General features: G+C 47.7%; 18 protein-coding genes. 14 read left to right on the top strand and 4 right to left on the bottom strand.

All coding sequences use genetic code 11. The features are described 5' to 3' along the window. The 8 genes from sucD (at position 1) to L9P87_RS02870 (ending at position 10,431) form a co-directional block, all read left to right on the top strand. Complete coding sequence (sucD, locus tag L9P87_RS02905; protein WP_237443175.1) at positions 1–882, top strand: succinate--CoA ligase subunit alpha; 882 nt, start codon at positions 1–3, stop codon at positions 880–882. A gap of 299 nt (positions 883–1,181) precedes the next feature. Next, the gene (locus L9P87_RS02900; protein WP_237443174.1) at positions 1,182–1,352 is read left to right on the top strand and encodes a periplasmic nitrate reductase, NapE protein; all 171 of its coding nucleotides are present in this window, start codon (positions 1,182–1,184) and stop codon (positions 1,350–1,352) included. A gap of 43 nt (positions 1,353–1,395) precedes the next feature. Continuing rightward, on the top strand, positions 1,396–2,574 hold the full coding sequence (gene torC / locus L9P87_RS02895; RefSeq protein WP_237443173.1) for a pentaheme c-type cytochrome TorC: 1,179 nt from the start codon (positions 1,396–1,398) through the stop codon (positions 2,572–2,574). A gap of 12 nt (positions 2,575–2,586) precedes the next feature. Beyond that, positions 2,587–5,085, top strand: coding sequence for a trimethylamine-N-oxide reductase TorA (gene torA, locus L9P87_RS02890; protein WP_237443172.1), 2,499 nt, complete (start codon positions 2,587–2,589; stop codon positions 5,083–5,085). Next, positions 5,085–5,723, top strand: a complete 639-nt coding sequence (gene torD / locus L9P87_RS02885; RefSeq protein ID WP_237443171.1) for a molecular chaperone TorD — start codon at positions 5,085–5,087, stop codon at positions 5,721–5,723. The genes torA and torD overlap by 1 nt, the downstream gene beginning before the upstream one ends. After that, a complete protein-coding gene (locus tag L9P87_RS02880) occupies positions 5,716–6,849 on the top strand; it encodes an NAD(P)/FAD-dependent oxidoreductase (protein ID WP_237443170.1) in 1,134 nt (377 codons plus the stop codon). The genes torD and L9P87_RS02880 overlap by 8 nt, the downstream gene beginning before the upstream one ends. A gap of 220 nt (positions 6,850–7,069) precedes the next feature. Continuing rightward, positions 7,070–7,834 (top strand): SDR family oxidoreductase, encoded by a 765-nt coding sequence (locus L9P87_RS02875; RefSeq protein WP_237443169.1) that lies wholly within the window; start codon positions 7,070–7,072, stop codon positions 7,832–7,834. Between the two features lie 305 nt (positions 7,835–8,139). After that, positions 8,140–10,431 (top strand): DUF1631 family protein, encoded by a 2,292-nt coding sequence (locus tag L9P87_RS02870; RefSeq protein WP_237443168.1) that lies wholly within the window; start codon positions 8,140–8,142, stop codon positions 10,429–10,431. A gap of 6 nt (positions 10,432–10,437) precedes the next feature. On the opposite strand, the gene L9P87_RS02865 is transcribed toward L9P87_RS02870, so the two are convergent. Beyond that, complete coding sequence (locus L9P87_RS02865) at positions 10,438–10,944, bottom strand: DUF3806 domain-containing protein (RefSeq protein WP_237443167.1); 507 nt, start codon at positions 10,942–10,944, stop codon at positions 10,438–10,440. 177 nt (positions 10,945–11,121) lie between these two features. Here L9P87_RS02865 and dapA point away from each other — a divergent pair, with 177 nt between their 5' ends. Genes dapA through L9P87_RS02845 form a run of 4 tightly spaced genes read left to right on the top strand, consistent with a single transcriptional unit; the run spans position 11,122 to position 14,822 of the window. Further along, a complete protein-coding gene (gene dapA, locus L9P87_RS02860) occupies positions 11,122–12,000 on the top strand; it encodes a 4-hydroxy-tetrahydrodipicolinate synthase (protein WP_237444361.1) in 879 nt (292 codons plus the stop codon). Further along, positions 12,001–13,092: an NlpB/DapX family lipoprotein gene (locus tag L9P87_RS02855; RefSeq protein WP_237443166.1), complete on the top strand. Its 1,092-nt coding sequence runs from the start codon at positions 12,001–12,003 to the stop codon at positions 13,090–13,092. Beyond that, complete coding sequence (locus L9P87_RS02850; protein ID WP_237443165.1) at positions 13,092–13,859, top strand: MBL fold metallo-hydrolase; 768 nt, start codon at positions 13,092–13,094, stop codon at positions 13,857–13,859. The genes L9P87_RS02855 and L9P87_RS02850 overlap by 1 nt, the downstream gene beginning before the upstream one ends. Before the next feature lie 33 nt (positions 13,860–13,892). Beyond that, on the top strand, positions 13,893–14,822 hold the full coding sequence (locus L9P87_RS02845; RefSeq protein WP_237443164.1) for a peptidylprolyl isomerase: 930 nt from the start codon (positions 13,893–13,895) through the stop codon (positions 14,820–14,822). Between the two features lie 28 nt (positions 14,823–14,850). Here L9P87_RS02845 and L9P87_RS02840 read toward each other — a convergent pair whose 3' ends face one another. Then, on the bottom strand, positions 14,851–15,954 hold the full coding sequence (locus L9P87_RS02840) for a phosphoribosylaminoimidazolesuccinocarboxamide synthase (protein ID WP_237443163.1): 1,104 nt from the start codon (positions 15,952–15,954) through the stop codon (positions 14,851–14,853). A gap of 170 nt (positions 15,955–16,124) precedes the next feature. Then, on the bottom strand, positions 16,125–16,901 hold the full coding sequence (locus L9P87_RS02835; protein WP_237443162.1) for a hypothetical protein: 777 nt from the start codon (positions 16,899–16,901) through the stop codon (positions 16,125–16,127). A 126-nt stretch (positions 16,902–17,027) separates the two neighbouring features. Between L9P87_RS02835 and L9P87_RS02830 the strand changes: the two genes are divergently transcribed. Next, positions 17,028–17,804, top strand: a complete 777-nt coding sequence (locus L9P87_RS02830) for an alpha/beta fold hydrolase (RefSeq protein ID WP_237443161.1) — start codon at positions 17,028–17,030, stop codon at positions 17,802–17,804. Here the strand turns inward: L9P87_RS02830 and L9P87_RS02825 are convergent. Further along, the gene (locus tag L9P87_RS02825) at positions 17,801–18,463 is read right to left on the bottom strand and encodes a TetR/AcrR family transcriptional regulator (RefSeq protein WP_237443160.1); all 663 of its coding nucleotides are present in this window, start codon (positions 18,461–18,463) and stop codon (positions 17,801–17,803) included. The genes L9P87_RS02830 and L9P87_RS02825 overlap by 4 nt on opposite strands. Positions 18,464–19,021: 558 nt before the next feature. Between L9P87_RS02825 and L9P87_RS02820 the strand changes: the two genes are divergently transcribed. Next, positions 19,022–20,308, top strand: coding sequence for an NCS2 family permease (locus L9P87_RS02820; protein ID WP_237443159.1), 1,287 nt, complete (start codon positions 19,022–19,024; stop codon positions 20,306–20,308). The last annotated feature ends 1 nt before the right edge of the window (position 20,309 follow it).

Below are 20,309 nucleotides of genomic sequence, written 5' to 3'. Positions count from 1 at the left end.
ATGTCTGTATTAATAAATAAAGATACTAAAGTCATCTGTCAGGGTTTCACTGGCGGCCAGGGTACTTTTCACTCTGAGCAAGCAATTGCTTACGGTACGCAAATGGTTGGTGGTGTTACACCAGGCAAGGGCGGCACTGAACACTTAGGTCTACCAGTGTTTAACACTGTTGCTGAAGCTGTTGAGGCAACCGGTGCTGATGCATCTGTTATCTACGTTCCTGCTCCTTTCTGTAAGGATTCAATCCTTGAAGCTGCTAACGCTGGTATCAAGTTAATCGTAACTATCACTGAGCACATTCCTGTATTGGATATGCTTGAGTGTAAAGTTAAGTGTGACGAGCTAGGCGTACGCTTAATCGGCCCTAACTGCCCAGGTGTTATCACACCGGGCGAGTGTAAGATCGGCATCATGCCAGGTCACATTCACTTGCCAGGTAAGGTTGGTATCGTATCACGTTCAGGTACACTAACTTATGAAGCAGTTAAGCAGACCACCGACTACGGTTTTGGTCAGTCTACCTGTGTTGGTATCGGTGGCGATCCAATCCCAGGCACTAACTTCATCGATGTACTGGAAATGTTCCAGAACGATCCACAGACCGAAGCGATTGTTATGATCGGTGAGATTGGTGGTACTGCTGAAGAAGAGGCGGCAGCTTACATCAAAGCTAATGTTACTAAGCCTGTTGTCTCTTACATTGCCGGTGTTACTGCACCTGCTGGTAAACGTATGGGTCACGCTGGCGCAATCATCTCTGGCGGTGCTGGTACTGCTGATGAAAAGTTTGCTGCACTTGAAGACGCCGGTGTTAAAACTGTCCGCTCTCTCGCGCAAATCGGCGATGCTCTTTCTGAGATCACTGGTTGGACAAAAGCATAATATTTGCTTAAGTTCACATTAAAAAAAGCCGCTTCTTAGCGGCTTTTTTTGTGCCTGTAGAACGCTGAATGCCGATGTATGATTTATTTTTAATATCTGGTAACTTGATACACGTCAGTGGCTTAAATGTTGACGCGGTTATGATGGCGCTGATTTTTGACTGGTTTCCTGTATTTTGATGACAATGGCTACATGGACGGCTATTTTTATAATTGCGGCGAAGATAAAGAAATCTAATACTAGGCCCTATCAGGTATAGCTTTACTTGGTAGTAACACAGCTTTAAGGGTGAGTGAATCATGCAGGATGAGACGTTAACTGAGCAGCAAGAAAAGAAAGATGAGTTGAAGGCGCTGGCCTTTATCGCGGTTTTCCTCTTTCCAATCCTCAGCATTATAGGTGTCGGAGGCTACGGCTTTATTATTTGGATTATGCAAATAATATTAGGCCCTCCTGGTCACGGTATGTAGCGATACCGAATACAACTATTCAGCTTAAAGAGGAAACCAGAGCATGAACTGGATGAAGAATATTTGGCGCTCATTGACGACGCCGGCCAAGCATCTAACCCTTGGCACCATTGCGCTGTCAGCGTTTATTATGGGTGTGATTTTCTGGGGTGGGTTTAATACTGCGCTTGAGGTCACCAACACAGAAAAATTCTGTATCAGTTGTCACGAGATGGGTGACAACGTTTACGAAGAACTCAAATCAACCGTCCACTATTCGAACAGTTCTGGTGTTCGAGCGACCTGTCCGGACTGTCATGTTCCTCACAACTGGACCAATAAAATCGCCCGGAAGATGCAGGCCTCCAAAGAGGTGTTTGCAAAATTGACCGGTGCCATCGACACCCGTGAAAAATTCTTAGAGAAGCGCCTTGAATTAGCCAGCCATGAATGGGCACGTTTTGATGCCAACGGCTCTTTGGAGTGTAAACAGTGCCATAGCTATGATTCGATGAAATGGGAAGATATGTCGAAGCTGGCTCAGAAGCAAATGAAGCGAGCGGCTGAAAATGATCAAAGCTGTATCGACTGCCACAAGGGTATTGCCCACCATCTACCCGACATGGGGGCCTCGCGCGCGCCACAGTTAATTGCCGAGGTGGGCAGTGGCCCCAGAAGTTTTGACAACGATGCCAGTTATTACAGCTCGTTGACCAAGCCGCTATATTTATCGGCTGATACCGATGTTGAAGCGGGCTTGTTGAATATTGCTACCAAGGTCACGGTCATCGATTCCAGTGGTGAACGAATTAAGTTGCATGTTGATGGTTGGCGTAAACGGATCGGTGCCGGACGGGTCATTTATTTCGATTTTGGTATCAACATGAACTCTGCGCAGTTGACGATGGATGCGGCGAAGACTGACGGTGTGATCAGTGTGTTCGAAGAAAAAGAAGACCCACTGACGGGTCTAACCTGGGAGCGGGTAGAGCTGACTATTTGGACCGATGCCGACTACATGCTGGCCGATGTACAGCCGCTGTGGGACTACGCTAAGTCTACCTACAGCACGGCCTGTTCGGTGTGTCATACCCAGCCTGCTGAGGCACACTTCGATGCCAATACCTGGCCTGGTATGTTCCAGGGGATGCTGGCCTTCGTCAACTTCGATCAAGATACGCAGGCTCTGGTGCAGAAATATTTGCAGCAGCACTCGTCCACTTTTTCCGATGAAAAACATTAATAAGGAGGCCTTATGACGATAATTAGACGTGATTTCCTCAAGGGTTTAGTAGGTTCTTCTGCTGCGGCATTGACTGGCACTTCTGTTTTGGCACCGCTGTCTGCTTTGGCGGACGAGAAACCAGAGCAAGAATGGCTGACCACGGGCACCCACTGGGGTGCTTTTAAAATGAGTCGTAAGAATGGCGTGATTGATCAGGTTGTGCCCTTCGAAAGGGACAAATATCCAACGGATATGATTAACGGTGTGCGAGGCTTGGTGTATAACCCATCTCGAGTTCGCTATCCAATGGTACGTTTGGATTTTCTACTCAATGGCCATAAATCAGACACCACGCAACGTGGCGATTGCCGCTTCGTAAGAGTGACCTGGGATCAGGCGCTGAATTTATTTAAGCAGTCTCTGGATGAGGTTCAAACCAACTATGGCCCTTCTGGCTTGCACGCGGGTCAGACCGGCTGGCGTGCCGTTGGTCAGCTCCATAGCTGTACCAGCCACATGCAGCGTGCAGTCTCGATGCACGGTGATTATGTGAAGAAAATCGGCGATTATTCGACCGGCGCTGGTCAGACCATCATGCCTTACATCCTCGGCACCACTGAGGTTTATGCCCAGGGTACCTCCTGGCCATTAATTCTTGAAAATGCCAAGACCATTGTAATGTGGGCCAATGATCCGGTAAAAAACCTGCAGGTTGGCTGGAACACTGAAACCCATGAATCCTTTGAATATTTGGCACAATTGAAGGAGAGGGTCGCGGCCGGTGAAATACGCGTTATTCACATCGACCCGGTAGTCTCTAAAACCCAGGAGTATCTGGGTTCTGAGCGCATTTATGTCAACCCACAGACCGATGTGCCGATGATGTTGGGCATGGCCTACCACCTCTATACTAATAAGCTACACGATGAAGAGTTTATTGAGGGTTACAGCCTAGGTTTTGAGCGTTTTGTCCCCTATCTTACCGGGGAGAGCGACGGCGTTAAGAAGACTCCGGCCTGGGCGTCAGAAATCTGTGGTGTCAGCGAACAGCAAATTATAGAACTTGCTGAACTCATGGCAAAAGACCGCACTCAGATCCTTATGGGGTGGTGTATTCAGCGTCAACAGCATGGAGAGCAACCCTATTGGATGGGCGCTGTTATAGCGACGATGCTGGGTCAGATTGGCTTGCCCGGTGGTGGTATTTCCTACGGTCATCACTATAGCTCAATTGGTGTACCTGCCACTGGTGCTGCGGCGCCGGGCGCTTTTCCCAGAAATTTAGATGAAGACCAAAAGCCACTATATCCCAGTACAGATTTTAAAGGTTTCAGTAATACCATTCCCGTGGCTCGTTTTATTGATGCCATTTTGGAACCCGGCAAGGTTATTGATGCCAATGGTTCCAAGGTCACCTTGCCCGATATTAAGATGATGGTTTTCTCGGGTAATAATCCGTGGAGTCATCACCAAGATCGTAACCGGATGAAAAAAGCCTTTCATAAGTTAGAGGCTGTGGTGACGGTAGAGGTTAACTGGACGGCGACGGCGCGTTTTTCCGATATAGTTTTACCTGCCTGTACCACGCTTGAGCGCAATGATCTCGATGTCTACGGTGCCTATGCTGGCCGCGGAGTTATCGCGATGCAAAAAATGGTCGAACCGCTGTTCGATAGCCTGTCAGACTTTGAGATTTTCACGCGTTTTGCCAGTGTTTTAGGCCCGGGCAAAGACAAAGAATACAGTCGTGGAATGGATGAGTTTGACTGGTTAAAAATGCTCTATAACGATTGTAAAGCGGCCAATGAGGGCAAGTTTGAAATGCCGGACTTTGACACCTTTTGGCAGCAGGGCTATGTGCACTTTGGTGAGGGGGAGACCTGGACGCGTCAAGCCGATTTCCGTAAAGACCCTGAATTTCACCCGCTGGGCACACCCTCTGGTTTGATTGAGGTCTTTAGTCGTAAGATTGCCAGCTTTGGCTATGATGACTGTCAGGGGCACCCAATGTGGATGGAGAAGGCTGAGCGTAGCCATGGCGGCCCAGGCTCTGATAAACACCCTGTTTGGATGCAGAGCTGTCACCCTAACCATCGCCTGCACTCGCAGATGTGTGAGTCAGAAGAGTATCGCAACAGCTATGCTGTTCAAGGCCGAGAACCCTGCTATATCAATCCCGATGACGCTAAGCAGCGAGGCATCAAGCCAGGCGATGTGGTGAGGGTGTTTAATGACCGTGGTCAGTTGCTTGCTGGTGCTGTTGTCTCCGACAACTTCCCGCCCGGTGTACTGCGCATTGAAGAGGGCGCTTGGTATGGGCCGGTCGGTAAAGATGGTCGTAAGGAGGGGGGCAGTGAAATCGGTGCGCTGTGTAGCTATGGCGACCCCAATACACTGACCATGGATATTGGCTCTTCTAAGTTGGCTCAAGCCTGTTCGGCCTACACCTGTAACGTCCAGTTCGAGAAATTTAAGGGTAAATTGCCTGAGGTTGCATCGTTCTCCGGACCGGTTGAGATAAAGATATAATGGTCGAAGTAGCAGCGCTCGAGCAGCAACAAAATAATGCTCGAGCAATGATTTACCGATGGCTGTCCTCATTGTTCAGCCGGGAAATAGAAAGCCAATCGTTAGCGTTGTTACAGGGCGAGGAGGGCGAGTTACTGTTTCGCCAACTTAGCTTTCAGCCAGAGTTGCGTGACACCAGCTTAGCGTTGCAGGACAGGCTTAAGGGGATACTGACGGAGGAGCAACGATTGCATTTGGCAGCAGATTACTGTGGCCTTTTTATTGTTGCCGGAAAGTTCTGTGTCTCTCCCTATGCCGGTGCTTATTTACAGAGGTTAGACAGTGGTGAAGACCCGCCATTGTTTGGTCCGATGCATCAACATATTGTGGTAAACCTCAAGACTATGGGGTTTGAGGTTGATAAGAGTTTTCCCGAGCCTGCGGATCATATTGGTGTGTTGTTAGCCTATATGGCAGAGCTTTGTCAGCAGGGCAGCGGCGCTCAACAGCAGCAGTTTATGACAGACTATTTACTGTCGTGGCAGGACGATTTCAGTACTCAGATTGAACGCTTTGACCAAGGTGGTTTTTACGTTTGTTTAGCCAAGTTTTATGGTCTGTGGTTGCAGTTGGATAAACAGTGGCTTAGAGATGGTTAGCCGGGCTACGCCTGACTTAAATACTGTAGATGCTCAGACGGTAGTCATTGGTGGTGGTATTGTTGGCTTGGCTATTGCTCGAGCGCTCTTGTTGGCAGGCGATGAAGTGGTTGTGTTAGAGAAAGCCAACGCATTCTGCACAGCGACATCGGCGCGTAATTCTGAAGTCATTCACGCGGGAATCTACTACCCAACCGGCAGCCTCAAGGCGCAGCTTTGTGTCGCTGGTGCCGAGAAATTATATCGTTACCTAGCGGCTAATAATATCGCGTTTAATCGCATCGGCAAGTATATCATCGCCTCGACTATGACGCAGTTTGAGGCATTGAAGGCACTCCACCAGCAGGGCTTAAACAATGGTGTCGAAGGATTGGCTCTGATTGAGCGGCCACCTATTGATGGCCTACCCGCAGGTGTAATAGCGCAGTCCGCTATTTACTCAGCCAATACTGGAATTTTTGATAGTGCCGCCTATGCATTGTCTCTTCTGGCTGATATACAGCGGCTTGGTGGTATTGCCGTACTCAATGCGGAATGTCTGTCAACGGCTTATGATGGCAATGATTTTGAGCTGTCTATTGGTGGTGCCAGTAAATACACGGTTAACTGCCATCGGTTAATCAACGCAGCCGGTCTCGGTGCGTCTGACGTGGCGGCAACGATGACGGGTATTCCTCTATCGGCGGTTAGGCAGCAAAAGCTCTGTAAAGGCAGCTATTTTCAATATACAGGCAGCCACTTATTTCAGCATTTGGTCTATCCATTGCCTGAGCAGGATGGGTTGGGTGTCCATGCCACTGTGGATATCCTGGGTGGGCTTCGTTTTGGGCCTGATGTAGAGTGGCTTGAAGAAGAGGAATACGGTGTTGACGAGAGCCGCGTGTTGGCTTTCGCCCAGCAGGTATCCACTTATTGGCCAGCGCTAGAGGTCAAAAAATTGATGCCGGCCTATAGTGGAATTCGCCCCAAGGCTGTCAGTCCTGATGGTTCGATTGAGCAAGATTTCTGTGTTCTCGGCGAGTTGCAGCACGGTGTTCATGGTCTCGTTATGCTTTATGGCATCGAGTCCCCAGGTCTGACGGCCTCCTTGGCCATTGCTGATTACGTTGTCGATCTTTTGGGCTGACGCAAACCTTCATTATTCGCAATAATATAATCGATATGGGGTGTTACCGGATGGTAATAGCCAATTATAGTGAGGTCGATATAATTTGAATCCAGACAAACCATGGTATTGCGCGGGCGCATTGTTGCTGTGCCAGCGACGTTTTGTTTGGTTACTTAAGAGAATAATATTTTGCAGTCAGTAATGGGCTGTACAACAACCTGACTTTAGGAGAGAAAGCGTGGGAATTTATGCTATGACCGGTGGTGCAACCGGTATTGGTGCAGCGATTAAGCAGCAATTGTTAGATGGTGGTCATCAGGTCATTGTTGTCGATATTAAGGACGCCGATATTATTGCTGATCTCTCTACCTCTGAGGGCCGCATGGCGGCTGTTGCCGCTATCCGTGAAAAAGCTCCTCAGGGCTTGGATGGTTACGTTCCCTGTGCTGGTCTAGGCCCTTCAGTCAATCCGCCATCACTGATTACCAAGGTTAACTTCTTTGGTGCGGTGGAAACGCTGGAGGCGCTTAAGGATTTGTTGGTGCTGAAGCAGGGTAACGTAGTGATGATTTCATCAAACTCGGCGCCTATGGGAGCTGATGCCGCCTACGTAGATGCCTGTTTGGCATTAGATGAGACCAAGGCTTGCGCGATTGTTGATGAGATCGGTGAGCCACAGAATGCCTATGGTGGTTCTAAGCTGGCGCTGACCCGCTGGATGCGTCGTAACTCAACAGCTTACGCGGCGCAGGGTGTTCGGTTGAATGCAATTGCTCCAGGTATTATCCAAACACCGCTGTCGGATAAAGTCATGGCAGATGAAAAGCTAGGTAAAATGATGAAAGATTTCGGCGATACTGTACCGGTTGGTTCCCTGGGGCAGCCAGAGCAGATAGCCGATGCGGTCAGCTTTATGCTGAGCGAAAAAGCCTCGTTTATGTGTGGTTCGGTCATCTTTGTTGATGGTGGTCATGACGCGATGCTGCGCCCAGATCAGTTCTAGCGCTCTCAACTCGGGTAAGGTATCAGTCTGCCCGAGTTGTTTTCCTCTCATTGTCTCGTCGCCCCCCCCCCTAATTTTAGTCTGTTACAACTTAGCGATACTGTTCTACACTGATATGGCAAGGATGTTCGGTGTTTTGGTGCTATTTATTGAAATAGAGCTAAGCTTTTAGCAGCTTCTACTTGTCTTGGTGGCCACAAATTCGCTATTATTTGTGGGGCTTGTCAGAATAAATACAATAAATGAGCAGCAAAGAGCGGGAGTTTAGCGGTCTATGGTTGTCCGCGTCTAAAAGGAAATGGAATTTGTCTAGGGAAATAATTAGCTTTTGCAGACAGCAAACAGCGGAGTTCATCGATGAACGTTGGGACAGTGTGTTCTCTCAGTTTGATGACTTGGTGTTTTCCTTTGCCGAAAAAGCCAAAAACAGTGTTCAGCAAGGCCGCCTTTTTGAGGCGATTAACGAAATTCGCACTAAGAAAGATTTCATTAAAGAAGTTGTTGTGTCCTACAACGTGCAATCTTTCAAAGATTTTGAAGAAAAAGACAGTAATTTCATTCCGGATACAGCCGCGCCAGGTATTACCGTTCTCGAGCTTGTTAAAGATGAAAAGCTTGAGGATGAAATTGCCATTACCGTCATGGTGTCACGGGCCAATGTGCGTTTTACCGAAGTGTTGTGGAAGCTTAATCAGCGGTTGTCGGTGCTCAGAGGCAGTGGCAAGGTAAACGACGATAGCAACCCCTGTGGTCCAGCGCATATTACCTATGCATTAAGGCAGGCAATGGATGGGGTTGATTTAGACACCAAGTTGAAGTTGGTTTTCTATAAAATATTCGACAAGACTATAATGTTAGAGCTTGCTGCGCTCTATGAAAGCTTGAATGAGCACTTGGCAGATGCTGGCGTGCTGGCCAATTTAAAATTCCAGTTCAAAAAAAGCACGGTACAGGCAGGGAGTTTGGATTCTGCATTGTTAGCCAAGTCTAAGGCCGGTGAGGTAACCAAAAGTAGTATCGTGCAGGCTGACGTTAAGGAATCTGAGAAAGGCGTGTTGGCCCGCAGCAATCGGGCAAAACCGATTGCGAGTCGGTCGTTGACCGAGGCTGATAATGATTCGGCGCAACGACAGTCAGAATTAATGTCTAGCATTCGCGAATTGCAACTAAGTAAGACTTTTGCGGGCGAGCAGCGACAGCAAACCACAAGTGGGGTCAGTTTGGCCGGCTTGGATGTTAACAATTATTCCCCTGATGAGAGCTTTGAAAAATCAGATTACGCTCTGGCTTTGTCTGTGGTGCAGTCCAAGACAGCGATATCCAGTGTCGAGGGCAGTAAGGGGTTGTCTATTGGTAATGCAGAGGCTGACTTTGTCGACCAGTTACAGAAGCTGGGCAAAGCAGCGGGACGCAACACTTTAACCAGTCACGATGCAGATATCGTCGATCTAGTGGGTATGCTGTTCTCCTATCTGCTTGAAGATGAGTTGATACCCGACAAAGTTAAAGCCTTGTTGAGTTACCTTCACACGCCCTATTTAAAGGTGGCGTTATTGTCACCAGAATTTGTCAATGATGTTAGTCATCCTGCGCGTAAGCTGTTGAATTCAATGGCTGAGGCCGGTGCCCGTTGGAATCAGCCTGGACAGAGCAAGCGGATATATAACAAGTTGAAACAGATTGTAAAAACGGTTTTGGACGACTTTGTTGATGATTTATCGATTTTTCCCAAATTACTTGCTGATTTTAATGACTTTGTTGTCGAAACAGAAAAGCGTATCCAGCTCTCGGAAAAGCGCAGCCTGGAAACAGAGCGGGGCTTGGACCGTCTTGTTGATGCCAAAGAAACCGCGGCAGAGGTCATTACCCAATTAATCAAAGGAACGACTATACCCCTGTGTTTGAGGTTGTTGCTAGAGCAAGTTTGGGTCGATTATTTATCTTTTAGTTGTCTGCGCTACGGAGCCAAAAGTGCCGAGTGGAATGAGGCCATCTTAGTTGCTAAAGGCCTAATGATCAGTGTTCAGCCTATAGTGACACTGTCCGAATCGGCGAAGGCAAAGCGCTTTAGAGTAAATAAAAAACTTATAGACCAATTACAGCAAGGTATTGATATGGTTGGCTTTGCGCCGCCACAGGCTGCTGAATTACTAACCCAGCTTGAACAGGCAATGTCGGCGGTAATTAATGGTGCCAAGCCGAAAGACCTTGTTGATATAACCGAGCAAGAAAGTGTGGTTGTTAAGGTTAAGAATGCCGTTGTTGAAAAGAGGCAGCCAGATAAGCAGTGGACCAGTGAGGAGCGGGATGTTGTTGCGCTCCTAGAGGCGCTGCCATTTGGCACCTGGTTTCTATTCGATAACCAGCAAGAAAAACAGTTAAAGTTAGCCTGGTACTCTTCGGTGAGTCATAATTTTATGTTTGTTAATACCGTCGGCATAAAGACATTGGTGCAGCCATTAACTGATTTGGTCGATGGTGTGTTGTCCAAGAAGGTGTCTGTGGTGAGCGAAGTACCGATGAACTTCATGGAGCGAGCGTTAAAAATGGTGCTAAGCCGTTTTGGTTTAAAAAAGGAAGTGGCGCATCACCACTAACAGGGCTTAATGTACGGGTTTGTAGTACGGGTTCTTAGTAATATGGGGCTGTATCCGCTCAACAGTTTGCCTGTAAAGCTGTTGTATATCAGGGGTAATACCAGCATCGGTTCGACGTGAAATAATCGAAACAGGGAATAATAGATACTCGCTATGGCCAAGTTGTAGTGCCCGCGAGCGGCCAATTTGGTCGGTATAGACCACCCATTTCATATTAAGATCTTTCGCCAGCAAGTCGCCAAAAACCACGCCCAAAGCCTGGTTCATCAGCGTGTCATCTCGTTTAATAATGTGCTGGTCTATCAGTTTCTGCATCGCAATAAGATCGCTCTTATCTCCGCGTATGTTTTGCCCCAGCTGACTCATGAATAAGTCGTTTATACGCTGTCGTTGGTACTGTAGGTAGCGCTGGTCATTTGGCGCTAACTCTGTAATAGAGTGCTGCTCAGTAAGGGCTAGACTAGCTGGGCTGAAAAAAGCAGAGACCAGGGCCAGGATAGCAAGATATTTCATAGTTTTAAGCAATGGTTAACAGCCAGTTAAATGAGAGGGGGGGTGCCTTGTTTGACGGCCTATTTCAGCTTTATATCATTTAATTTGATAAAATCAACGACTTTTAGCTCTGGTGACTTGAGCTTGTGCCTGAGGCTAAGTACCATAGCATTTTTTTGAATGTTGCGGAGAAATGAAATGATCAAGGGCAGTATTGTTGCGCTCGTTACCCCAATGACGGACTCAGGCTTAGTCGATTGGGATGCGTTAGACAAATTGGTCGATTTTCACCTGCAACATGGCACAGATTCTATCGTTGCTGTAGGCACCAGTGGTGAATCTGCGACATTGAATGTTTCAGAGCATTGCCAGGTTATTACCCGTGTTGTTGATCGCGTTAACAAGCGCATTCCTGTGATTGCGGGTACTGGCGCCAACTCGACGTCAGAGGCTATCGAACTGACTGAGGCGGCTAAGAATGCTGGCGTTGATGCCTGTTTATTAGTGACGCCTTACTACAATAAGCCGACTCAAGAAGGTTTGTATCTGCACTACAAGGCAGTTGCTGAAGCCGTTAATATTCCACAGATTCTTTATAACGTGCCGGGTAGAACAGCCTGCGATTTGTTGCCTGAGACCGTGCTGCGTTTAACGGCTATTGAAAATATTGTCGGTATCAAAGAGGCGACGGGTGATTTGGCACGCGCGAAACAATTGATCGATGCTGCGCCTGCTGATTTCGCGATCTACTCCGGTGACGATGAAACCGCTGTTGAGCTGATGATTTTGGGCGGACACGGGAATATATCGGTGACGGCCAATATTGCTCCTCAGCAAATGTCAGATCTCTGTCGTCTGGCTATTGCGGGTGAGGCTGATGCGGCCCGTGCAATTCAGCAATCGCTGTTAGAGGTTCACGAAAGTATGTTTGTTGAGGCCAATCCTATTCCTGTGAAGTGGGCGTTGGCTGAAATGGGGCAAATAGGCCTAGGTATTCGTCTGCCATTAACAGTGCTTGATCAGCAATATCATGCGCAAGTACGTGCTGCGTTAGTGGCAGCGGAGCTGCTTAACTAAATGAAAAACCTTAATATAATAAGAGCAACCCGTCGACTTTTCGGCCTTGTTGTAGTGACCGGGCTTATTGCTACACAATCAGGCTGTAGTTTTTTCTTTGGTGACGACGGTCTCTACCCGGATAAAAGCAGTGATTACCTTAAATCTGAAGAGACCAGCCGGATTAATATCTCTTCCGAGATGAGCCAAGCAGCGATTGACGATGCCTATGTCATCCCTGAAATCGCTGAGAGTGACGATCTAGGGCGTGTTGTAGAGACTCCCAGGCCGGCACCGCTGGCCACGGGTGCCAATGATGACATGGTCAGAATTCAAAGCTTAAAAGGCGAGCACTGGGTGATTATTGAGTTGCAGCCTGGTCAGGTGTGGCCTCGCCTGCGTGACTTTTTGATTAGAAATAGCATATATCCCGAATACGCCGATGGTGTGGCCGGCATTTTAGAAACACCTTGGTTGCTGCAAAGTGAGGAAACCGACAACCGTGAGAAATTTCGTTTCACCGTTGTTCAGGGTGTTCAGCGTGGTAGCTCAGAGGTAAGAGTTCTGCAGTGGCAGTCTCCCCGTGACTCTGTGGTCAGTCGTTCAGATTGGCCTAGTGCCTCGAATGACACTGAGCGAGAGCAGTGGATGCTGCGGGAATTTGCCGGTTATGTTGCCAGTGACCAAGGAGCTGAATCAGTTTCTTTATTGGCACAGGGTATCGATACCAAGGGGCGGATAAAGCTCTATCGTGGTGACGATGCGCGCATACTTGTCGATCTCGACCAATATCGTGCATGGGCCTCGACCCAAAAAGCGTTGACCAAGGCCAGCTTTAAAATTACCGATATCAACCAGAGCAGCGGTAACATCTTCGCTCGATATGTTGAGGTTGTTGATGAGGATGACAAGCCTGGTTTCTTCGCCCGTCTATTTGGTGCATCCAGTGAGGATGAGCTGGAAAGTGATACGGTTTATCGAATCAATGTGATGCCCAGTAAAGAGCGAAAAGGATGGTCTGAGGTTCGTATTGCTGTTGAAAGCGGTAGTAACATATTGACTGAGCAGCAGCTCGAGAATCTGTTGATTGATATTCGTGGGCATCTGTCTTAGTGCAGTTTGCGGTACTGGGTAGTGGCAGCAGGGGTAATGCAACAATTATCCGCTGCGGCCAAACTACTTTGTTAGTCGATAATGGCTTTTCTGGTAAAGAGCTTGAGCGCAGGCTTGCCAGCATTGGGTGTGGTGTAGAGCATCTTGATGCAATACTGGTAACCCATGAGCACAGTGACCATATTGGTGGCGTGGGTGTTGTTAGTCGACGCTTTCAACTGCCTGTATGGATGACGCAGGGAACAGCAGGTTCTAGCCGGCTAGGCGCTGTTAATGAGCTCAATATCATCGATCAATCGGCTGATTTTTCAATTGGTGATATCAATGTTTTAGCGGTCCCTGTTATGCATGATGCCCGGGAGCCCTGCCAATTTATATTTTCACACGGTCAAATACGATTGGGCATGCTGACAGACTTGGGTTGTGTTGATGATGCTGTTTTTAGCGCTTATCAACGCTGTACCAGCTTAATTCTAGAGGCAAATTATGACGAACAATTGTTGGCCAGAGGCCCATATCCGGCAATGCTTAAGCAGCGGGTAGGTGGCCGTTATGGCCACTTGTCGAACCGTCAGACGGCAGATTTTCTCAGCCTTCATCATAGTCAAAGCCCGGGCGTATTAAAGATGCTTGTGATGGCTCATATCAGCGAAAAAAATAATACCACGGAGTGTGTAAAAGCTGCGCTAGAACCGGTGGTGGCCGATGCTGTTACCCAATATTACGCACAGCAGGAACACGTGTTAGGCTTTATCGACGCGCACTAACGTGACTAGTAAGAGGCTATCTTGGCTGCGATTTTGTTAAAATTTATCTACTCGCCGTTGTTACATTTTTTGATGATTGGTTTGTTTATCTTTGTTGTTGCTGGCATGGACGGCGACTCCCATCAACACATGGTTGAGCCGATCAGCTCAGAAGAGATTGCACAGTTGGCGGCAGAGTGGCAGTTGCAACAGGGTCAGGTTGCCGACAAAAAAATCCTGGCCGCACTGATGCAGGAGCAATTACTCGAGCGGGTTATGGTCGCAGAGGCGATAGCCAGAGGGTTTCACCTGCAAGACTCGGTGGTCCGTCAACGATTGTTACTCAATATGCAATTTATTGAAAGTGAGGTCATGCAAGGTGACGAGCAATATCATATCGATCAAGCGATTGCGCTTGGCATGGTCGAGAGTGATCTTGTGGTGCGTCGTCGCATGGTGCAATTGTTAGAGCAAAACCTAATGCTCGGAGAGGTTGTTATGTTTTCAGATCGACAGATAGAACAGTATTATGATCAGCATAAGAGCTCTTTCATAAAAGAGACAAAAATTGCTTTGGAGCACGTGTTCTTCGCTGCTGATAATGGCGGTACTGAGGTGGCCTTCCAGCGCTCACAAGCCGCGATTAAGGCTTTGTCTGGAGGCAATGTAGCCGGTGCTTTAAACGGCGAAATGTTTATTCATGGTCAACACTTACCGCTGCAAACAGAGCGGCAATATCGGCGTATTTTTGGGGGAGATTTTTCCCGCGCTATTCAGTCTCTGACACTGTCGCAATGGTCGGGGCCTATAGCGTCATCATTTGGCTGGCATGTTGTTAAACTAAAAGAGCGCAGCGTGGAACAGCCTAAGCCGCTGTCAGAGGTGGCGGCAGAGATTGTGGTAATACTACAAGAACAGTGGCAACAGCAGCGTTTATATCACAAGCAACAGGCGCTGCTGCAACATTATGCTCACCCCCGCTAATAGTGCGGGGTAACCGGCTCGCGATGGCTTAGTCGACTAATTGATAGTCACGTTTAAGAATCTCGATGATCTCTTGTTTCGGGTTGTCAGAAAGGACAATTTTCTCACCGGTAATCTTTTCCGCAATCCCCATATATGTGGCGGAGACATTCATCAGTACGTCGGTAGGTAAGGCGTTATCTCGAGCCAGTGCGCAACGTTCATCCATCCGATCCTTGTTCAACAAAATGTCAGGGTCGGGGAAGTGGTTTAGGAGCAGTTGACGAAAGCCCTCCTTCGAATTCTCAATAATTTTTCCCTGTTGATAGCAGGCTTCATCCCAAATACGAGAGGAGTCTGGTGTGCCAACTTCATCCATATAGATAAGTTTTTCATCGCCGTTTTTGTCGGTGACGTAGCCAAATTCAAATTTAGTATCGACAAAAATTTGGTCAATATTACTCAGGGCTTTGCTGATCACGTGATAGCCCTCTTTCAATAAGCGTTCATAGCTATCGATGTCATCGGCGCTGCGAAAGTTAAAAGCGGCGAAATTATTCTCAATATCCGATCGGCTGATATTGACATCGTCGACCTCAGGGACGCCGTCAATGCCAGTGAGTATGCCTTTTGTTGATGGGGTGATAATCAATTCTGGCAGGGCCTGGTCCTTACTCAGCCCTTCTGGTAATAAATTGCCACAGAAATTACGTTCGCCATTTTGGTAGGCGCGCCACATTGAACCGGTAATATATTGGCGGCAAATAGCCTCAATCATCACCGGCTTGGCCTTTTGCACTATCCAGACGAAAGGATGCGGTATATCGAGTATATGGCTGTCTGCTAAGTTGTGATCTTTGAACAATTGGAACCAGTGATTCGATATTGCGTTTAGCGCCGCACCTTTTCCCGGTACGCCGTGTAAATTGTTCTCCCCATGCCATATACAGTCAAAGGCAGAGATGCGGTCACTGATGACCATAATGGCCAGCGGTGTGTCGGCGGCGACATCGTAGTTTTTTTGTTGAATAAGGCGTGCGCTGTCGGCTTCAGTCAGCCAGTAAACAGAGCGAACCTTGCCGCTATGGACAGCTTTGTCGGTGCGGATTGGCAGGTCGTTGTTCACAGCTAAGACAGAATTAGCGGTACTCATTACAGGTGTCCTATATCGATCAATACGTTAGCAGTGCGGTGATGAGATAGCGTCGTCATAGGGCTATCGGTGTGGCGGATTTTATCAAATAGAGCAGAGAGAGGCACTAATTGATTACCCTTTGACGGAAAATCGGAAGGTTAATCAATTAGTTGACGAAATGGACAGTTTTACTGTGCTTTTTTTCCTGGGTAACTCTTCATGGTAATAATAGGGTGGAAGGCTAACTCGACACCCTCTTCAATTTGGCTGGTGCTGCTCAATACATTGCGAGAGCGAACAAAGCGAGGCGGGGACTTGCGGGTGTCGACCGATTGAGTTGCGCTGATTCCGCCAAGTGACGAGAATAGAACATTACCTTTGATGTCAAACATGGCGACCTGCAGTGACACGGCATCAACCAGCTGATTCCAGTCAAAGTCCACCGGCACGCTGTTGCTGGGACCCTGAAGCGTTACTTTGCGGGTGACGCCGTCAAACCGTGCTTGGCGCTGCATATTAGCGGTAAAGCTAATTTTACGTTCAATCAAATCCGTAAAAATAATGGTATCGGCGTCGGTGCTTTCTTCGAGTTGCTGCAATACAGAGAGCAACACTTTCTGTTGCGTATTACGGTTTAGTTTGCCAGTGTTTTCGTCATAGTATTTACCGTATTCATAGGTGGCTTTGCGAAGGGCATTCTCAAAATGATGCTCGGGCAATAAGTTGAAGCCATTTTTGGTGAGATAGGACTTTACTGCGGCATCAACTTTGTATTGTTCTTTTTGTAAGTAGTGGCGAGAGGGGCTGCCAAAGTTGATAGAGGCGATGACCACATTTTTAATATCGCCACGGATTTGCTTCTCATCTTTCCCCTCAGCGATTTGATACTGAAAGGTTGTTGGGTTGTGTGGCGTCGAAGAGCAGGCTGAAAGCAGTATGGTTAGAGCTACTATAAAAAATCGCACGGAAAGCCTCATGGAGTTTGCTAGCAAAATGTAGGGTCAAGATTCTAACGGGAATACTCACATATTGCAGCAACTGGAGGTTATAATTGTGGCGACACTGAAACCATTAATTTGTTAGTAGAGATTATGATGTTGCATATTCGAACGCTCGGTGAGGGGCATCCTGTGGTGCTGATCCATGGCTTGCTGGGTATGGGTGATAACCTGTTGGCGCTGGCAAAACAGTTATCAGAGCATTATCAAGTGCTATTGATAGATTTGCCCTATCATGGCAAGTCTCCTTGGCAAGGCGGTTTTTCTCACAGCCAGCAGGCGCAATCAATAGTGAGCTGTCTTGAGCAGCTGGGTATTGAAAAATTCTCTCTTGTCGGTCATTCGTTAGGCGGTAAAATTGCGATGCAAATTGCTTTGCTGCACCCGAGTATGGTTGAGGCTATTGTTGTTGCTGATATTGCTCCGGTGCATTATCAGCAGCATCGTCATCGTGGTGTTTTTACTGGTTTAAGAGCGGTCAATCTGCAGGCACTTAACAAGCGCAGCGAGGCTGACGCCGAGATGGCTGAGTATATTGAGGAACCTGGCGTTCGGCAGTTCTTACTAAAGAACTTGTATAAGGGGGAGGATGGTCAATTTCGTTGGCGCGCTGATATCAAATCGCTGGAACAGCACTACCATGAGATCGCGCAGGGGCCGCAGTTAGACAGTCGGTACTCAGGGCCATGCCTGTTTATCAAGGGGCAAAACTCAGACTACATTACCGCAGATCATCAGCAGGCTATGCGCGGCTATTTTCCCGCCTTCAGCTTTAAAATGATTGCGAATACTGGTCACTGGTTGCATGCAGAGAAGCCACTGATATTCAATGCATTGGTTGTGAGGTTTCTCGCTCAGTCATCCGCTTAGGAAGTGTTTTTGCCAGGTAAGGAGTGTTGGAGCAAGCCCACCAGCATCGAGACTAAGCCATCGATGGCCTCGTCACTGGTTGGGTCAATACCGGTTACCTTGGTCGACATAGGGGCAATAAACAGCACATAGGTGAGGGCGCCACAAATAATATGAGTCAAGTGTAAAGGGTTGCCGGCGGGCAGTAAGCCCCTTTGCTGGAAACTCTCAACAAAACGAATACTGCTGTCGTAGTCCTCGCGCATATAATGATTGATAAACCACTCCAGGCGCTGCCCCTTGCCTGAAGACTCACGAAACATGATATAGAGCCATTTGGGGTGTGCCTTGGCAAAAATGATAATGCTTTTTAGAATGTCAGTGAGTAAGTGCTGATCGCTCTCCTGATTACATTGGCTGAGGTCGATACTCGGTAGCGCGGTTTTACGTTCCTGCCAAAGTCTATCGACGGTTTCCTTCCAGAGTTGCTCCTTGGTCTCAAAGTGATATTGCACCAGGGCTTTTTTTAAATCACCGCGTTTTGCTATTTCACCCATTGATGCCGCCTCAAAGCCTAACTCGGCAAATACGCTGGCAGCAGATTCTAAAATTTTAGTGCGGGTTGCAAGGCGTTGTCGTTGTCGTTGATTCATGGTGTCGGTAGATGGCTGGTAATGCATCTATTCTAACATACTGACTATATGATTGGTCAGTAAGAATGGTTGGCAGCTTTATAAGGTCAGCAGTAACGGGGGTAATGCTGACTGATTGGCTATCAATGTAGTTTTCAACACTTTGGCCGATTGAATTAACGTTGTTTTATCACGGGTTAATGCAGATTAAACATTTGTTTATTCTATCAGTTTGGCTAGAGTTTTATTGATCTTGAGACTAGGTTTAGGGGGTGAAATGGCCTTAGAATCCCGCCTGATTTATCGGTAAATCACCAGATGGTAATAAAAATGGCAAAAACTTGTCGTAAAGGACAGGTTTTTGATATAAGTTGTTTTCTAAGAATACGTGATACTACGTAATTGCAGTCGGGGTATTCAGCTTTTGTGTTAAATGAAGATTTACCATAGAGCTATTTTGATCTGCGCCCGATTAAGATATGTAACACGTACTTTAGTAAACGATTAAATACACTAATGAAACAGTCGTGTAGATAGTAAGATGCGGTAAAGAGGCTATCACTATACTGTTCGGATCCAGGAGTTCACGGGACCATGTTGGAAAAAATGTTTAAATTGAAGGCTCACGGCACGACGGTTAGAACCGAAATTGTTGCCGGTTTGACCACCTTCTTAACGATGGCTTATATCTTGTTCGCTAACCCAGATATCATGGGTGCGGCAGGTATGGATGCCAGTGCTGTTTTTGTTGCCACAGCGGTGGCTGCAGCCATTGGTTGTTTCATCATGGGGCTGTGGGCTAACTTCCCGGCAGGTCTTGCGCCAGGCATGGGTCTGAACGCCTTTTTCGCATTTGCCGTTGTCGGCGGTATGGGTTACACATGGGAACAGGCACTGGCGGCAGTTTTTGTCTCCGGTATTGTCTTCTTCTTATTGTCCGCTTTTAAGATCCGTGAATGGATTATTACCAGCATTCCTTCTAGTCTGCGTCACGGTATCACTGTTGGTATCGGCTTATTTTTGACTATTATCGCACTGAAGAACGCCGGTATCGTTGTTGCCTTTGGCCCAACTATCATCAAAATGGGTGACTTCACGCAAGTGGGTCCTATTCTTGCTGGTTTTGGTTTGTTGCTCATTATTGCGCTGGACAGTAAAAAAGTACCGGGTGCCGTATTGATCTCTATTCTTGCCGTCAGTGTTATCGCCGCTATTTTGGGTATGACTCACTTTTCAGGCCTGGTCTCTACTCCGCCTTCAATGTCCGAGCTGGTTATGGCGATGGACTTTAGCCGTGTGCTAGAAGTGGGTATGATTTCAGTCATCCTGGCCTTTGTTTTCGTTGACTTGTTCGATACCTCGGGTACGTTGATGGCGACGGCTTCTAAGGCCGGCTTAACCGACGAAAACGGTAAGTTTGATAACATGGGGCGCGCCATGGTCTCTGACTCTGCGGCGACTACCATTGGTGCTGCCCTGGGTGTGTCTTCGGTGACGACCTATGTTGAATCAGGTGCGGGTATTGCTGCCGGTGGCCGAACAGGTCTAACCTCTGTTGTGATTGGTATCCTGTTCTTGATTGCGATGTTTTTCTCGCCACTCTTGAGCTTTGTGCCTGCCTATGCGACAGCACCAGCACTGATGTTTGTTGGCTTGTTGATGACGTCCGACATGAGTAACATCCACTGGGATGATATGACTGAGGCGGCGCCAGCTTGGATTGCGGCGATCGGCATGCCATTGTTCTTCTCGATCTCTCACGGTATCGGCATGGGTTTTGTTGCATATACCGCGATCAAGATTATGTCGGGTAAGTTCTCTGATATTAAGCCAGCCGTTGCCATTGTTGCTGTGCTGTATATTATTGGTCTTGCGACGAAGACGCTTAGCTAAT

The sequence above is a fragment of the Sinobacterium norvegicum genome (assembly GCF_923077115.1).
GTDB classification, from domain to species: Bacteria; Pseudomonadota; Gammaproteobacteria; order Pseudomonadales; family Sinobacteriaceae; genus Sinobacterium; species Sinobacterium norvegicum.
This window is presented reverse-complemented; position numbering and strand designations above follow the sequence as displayed.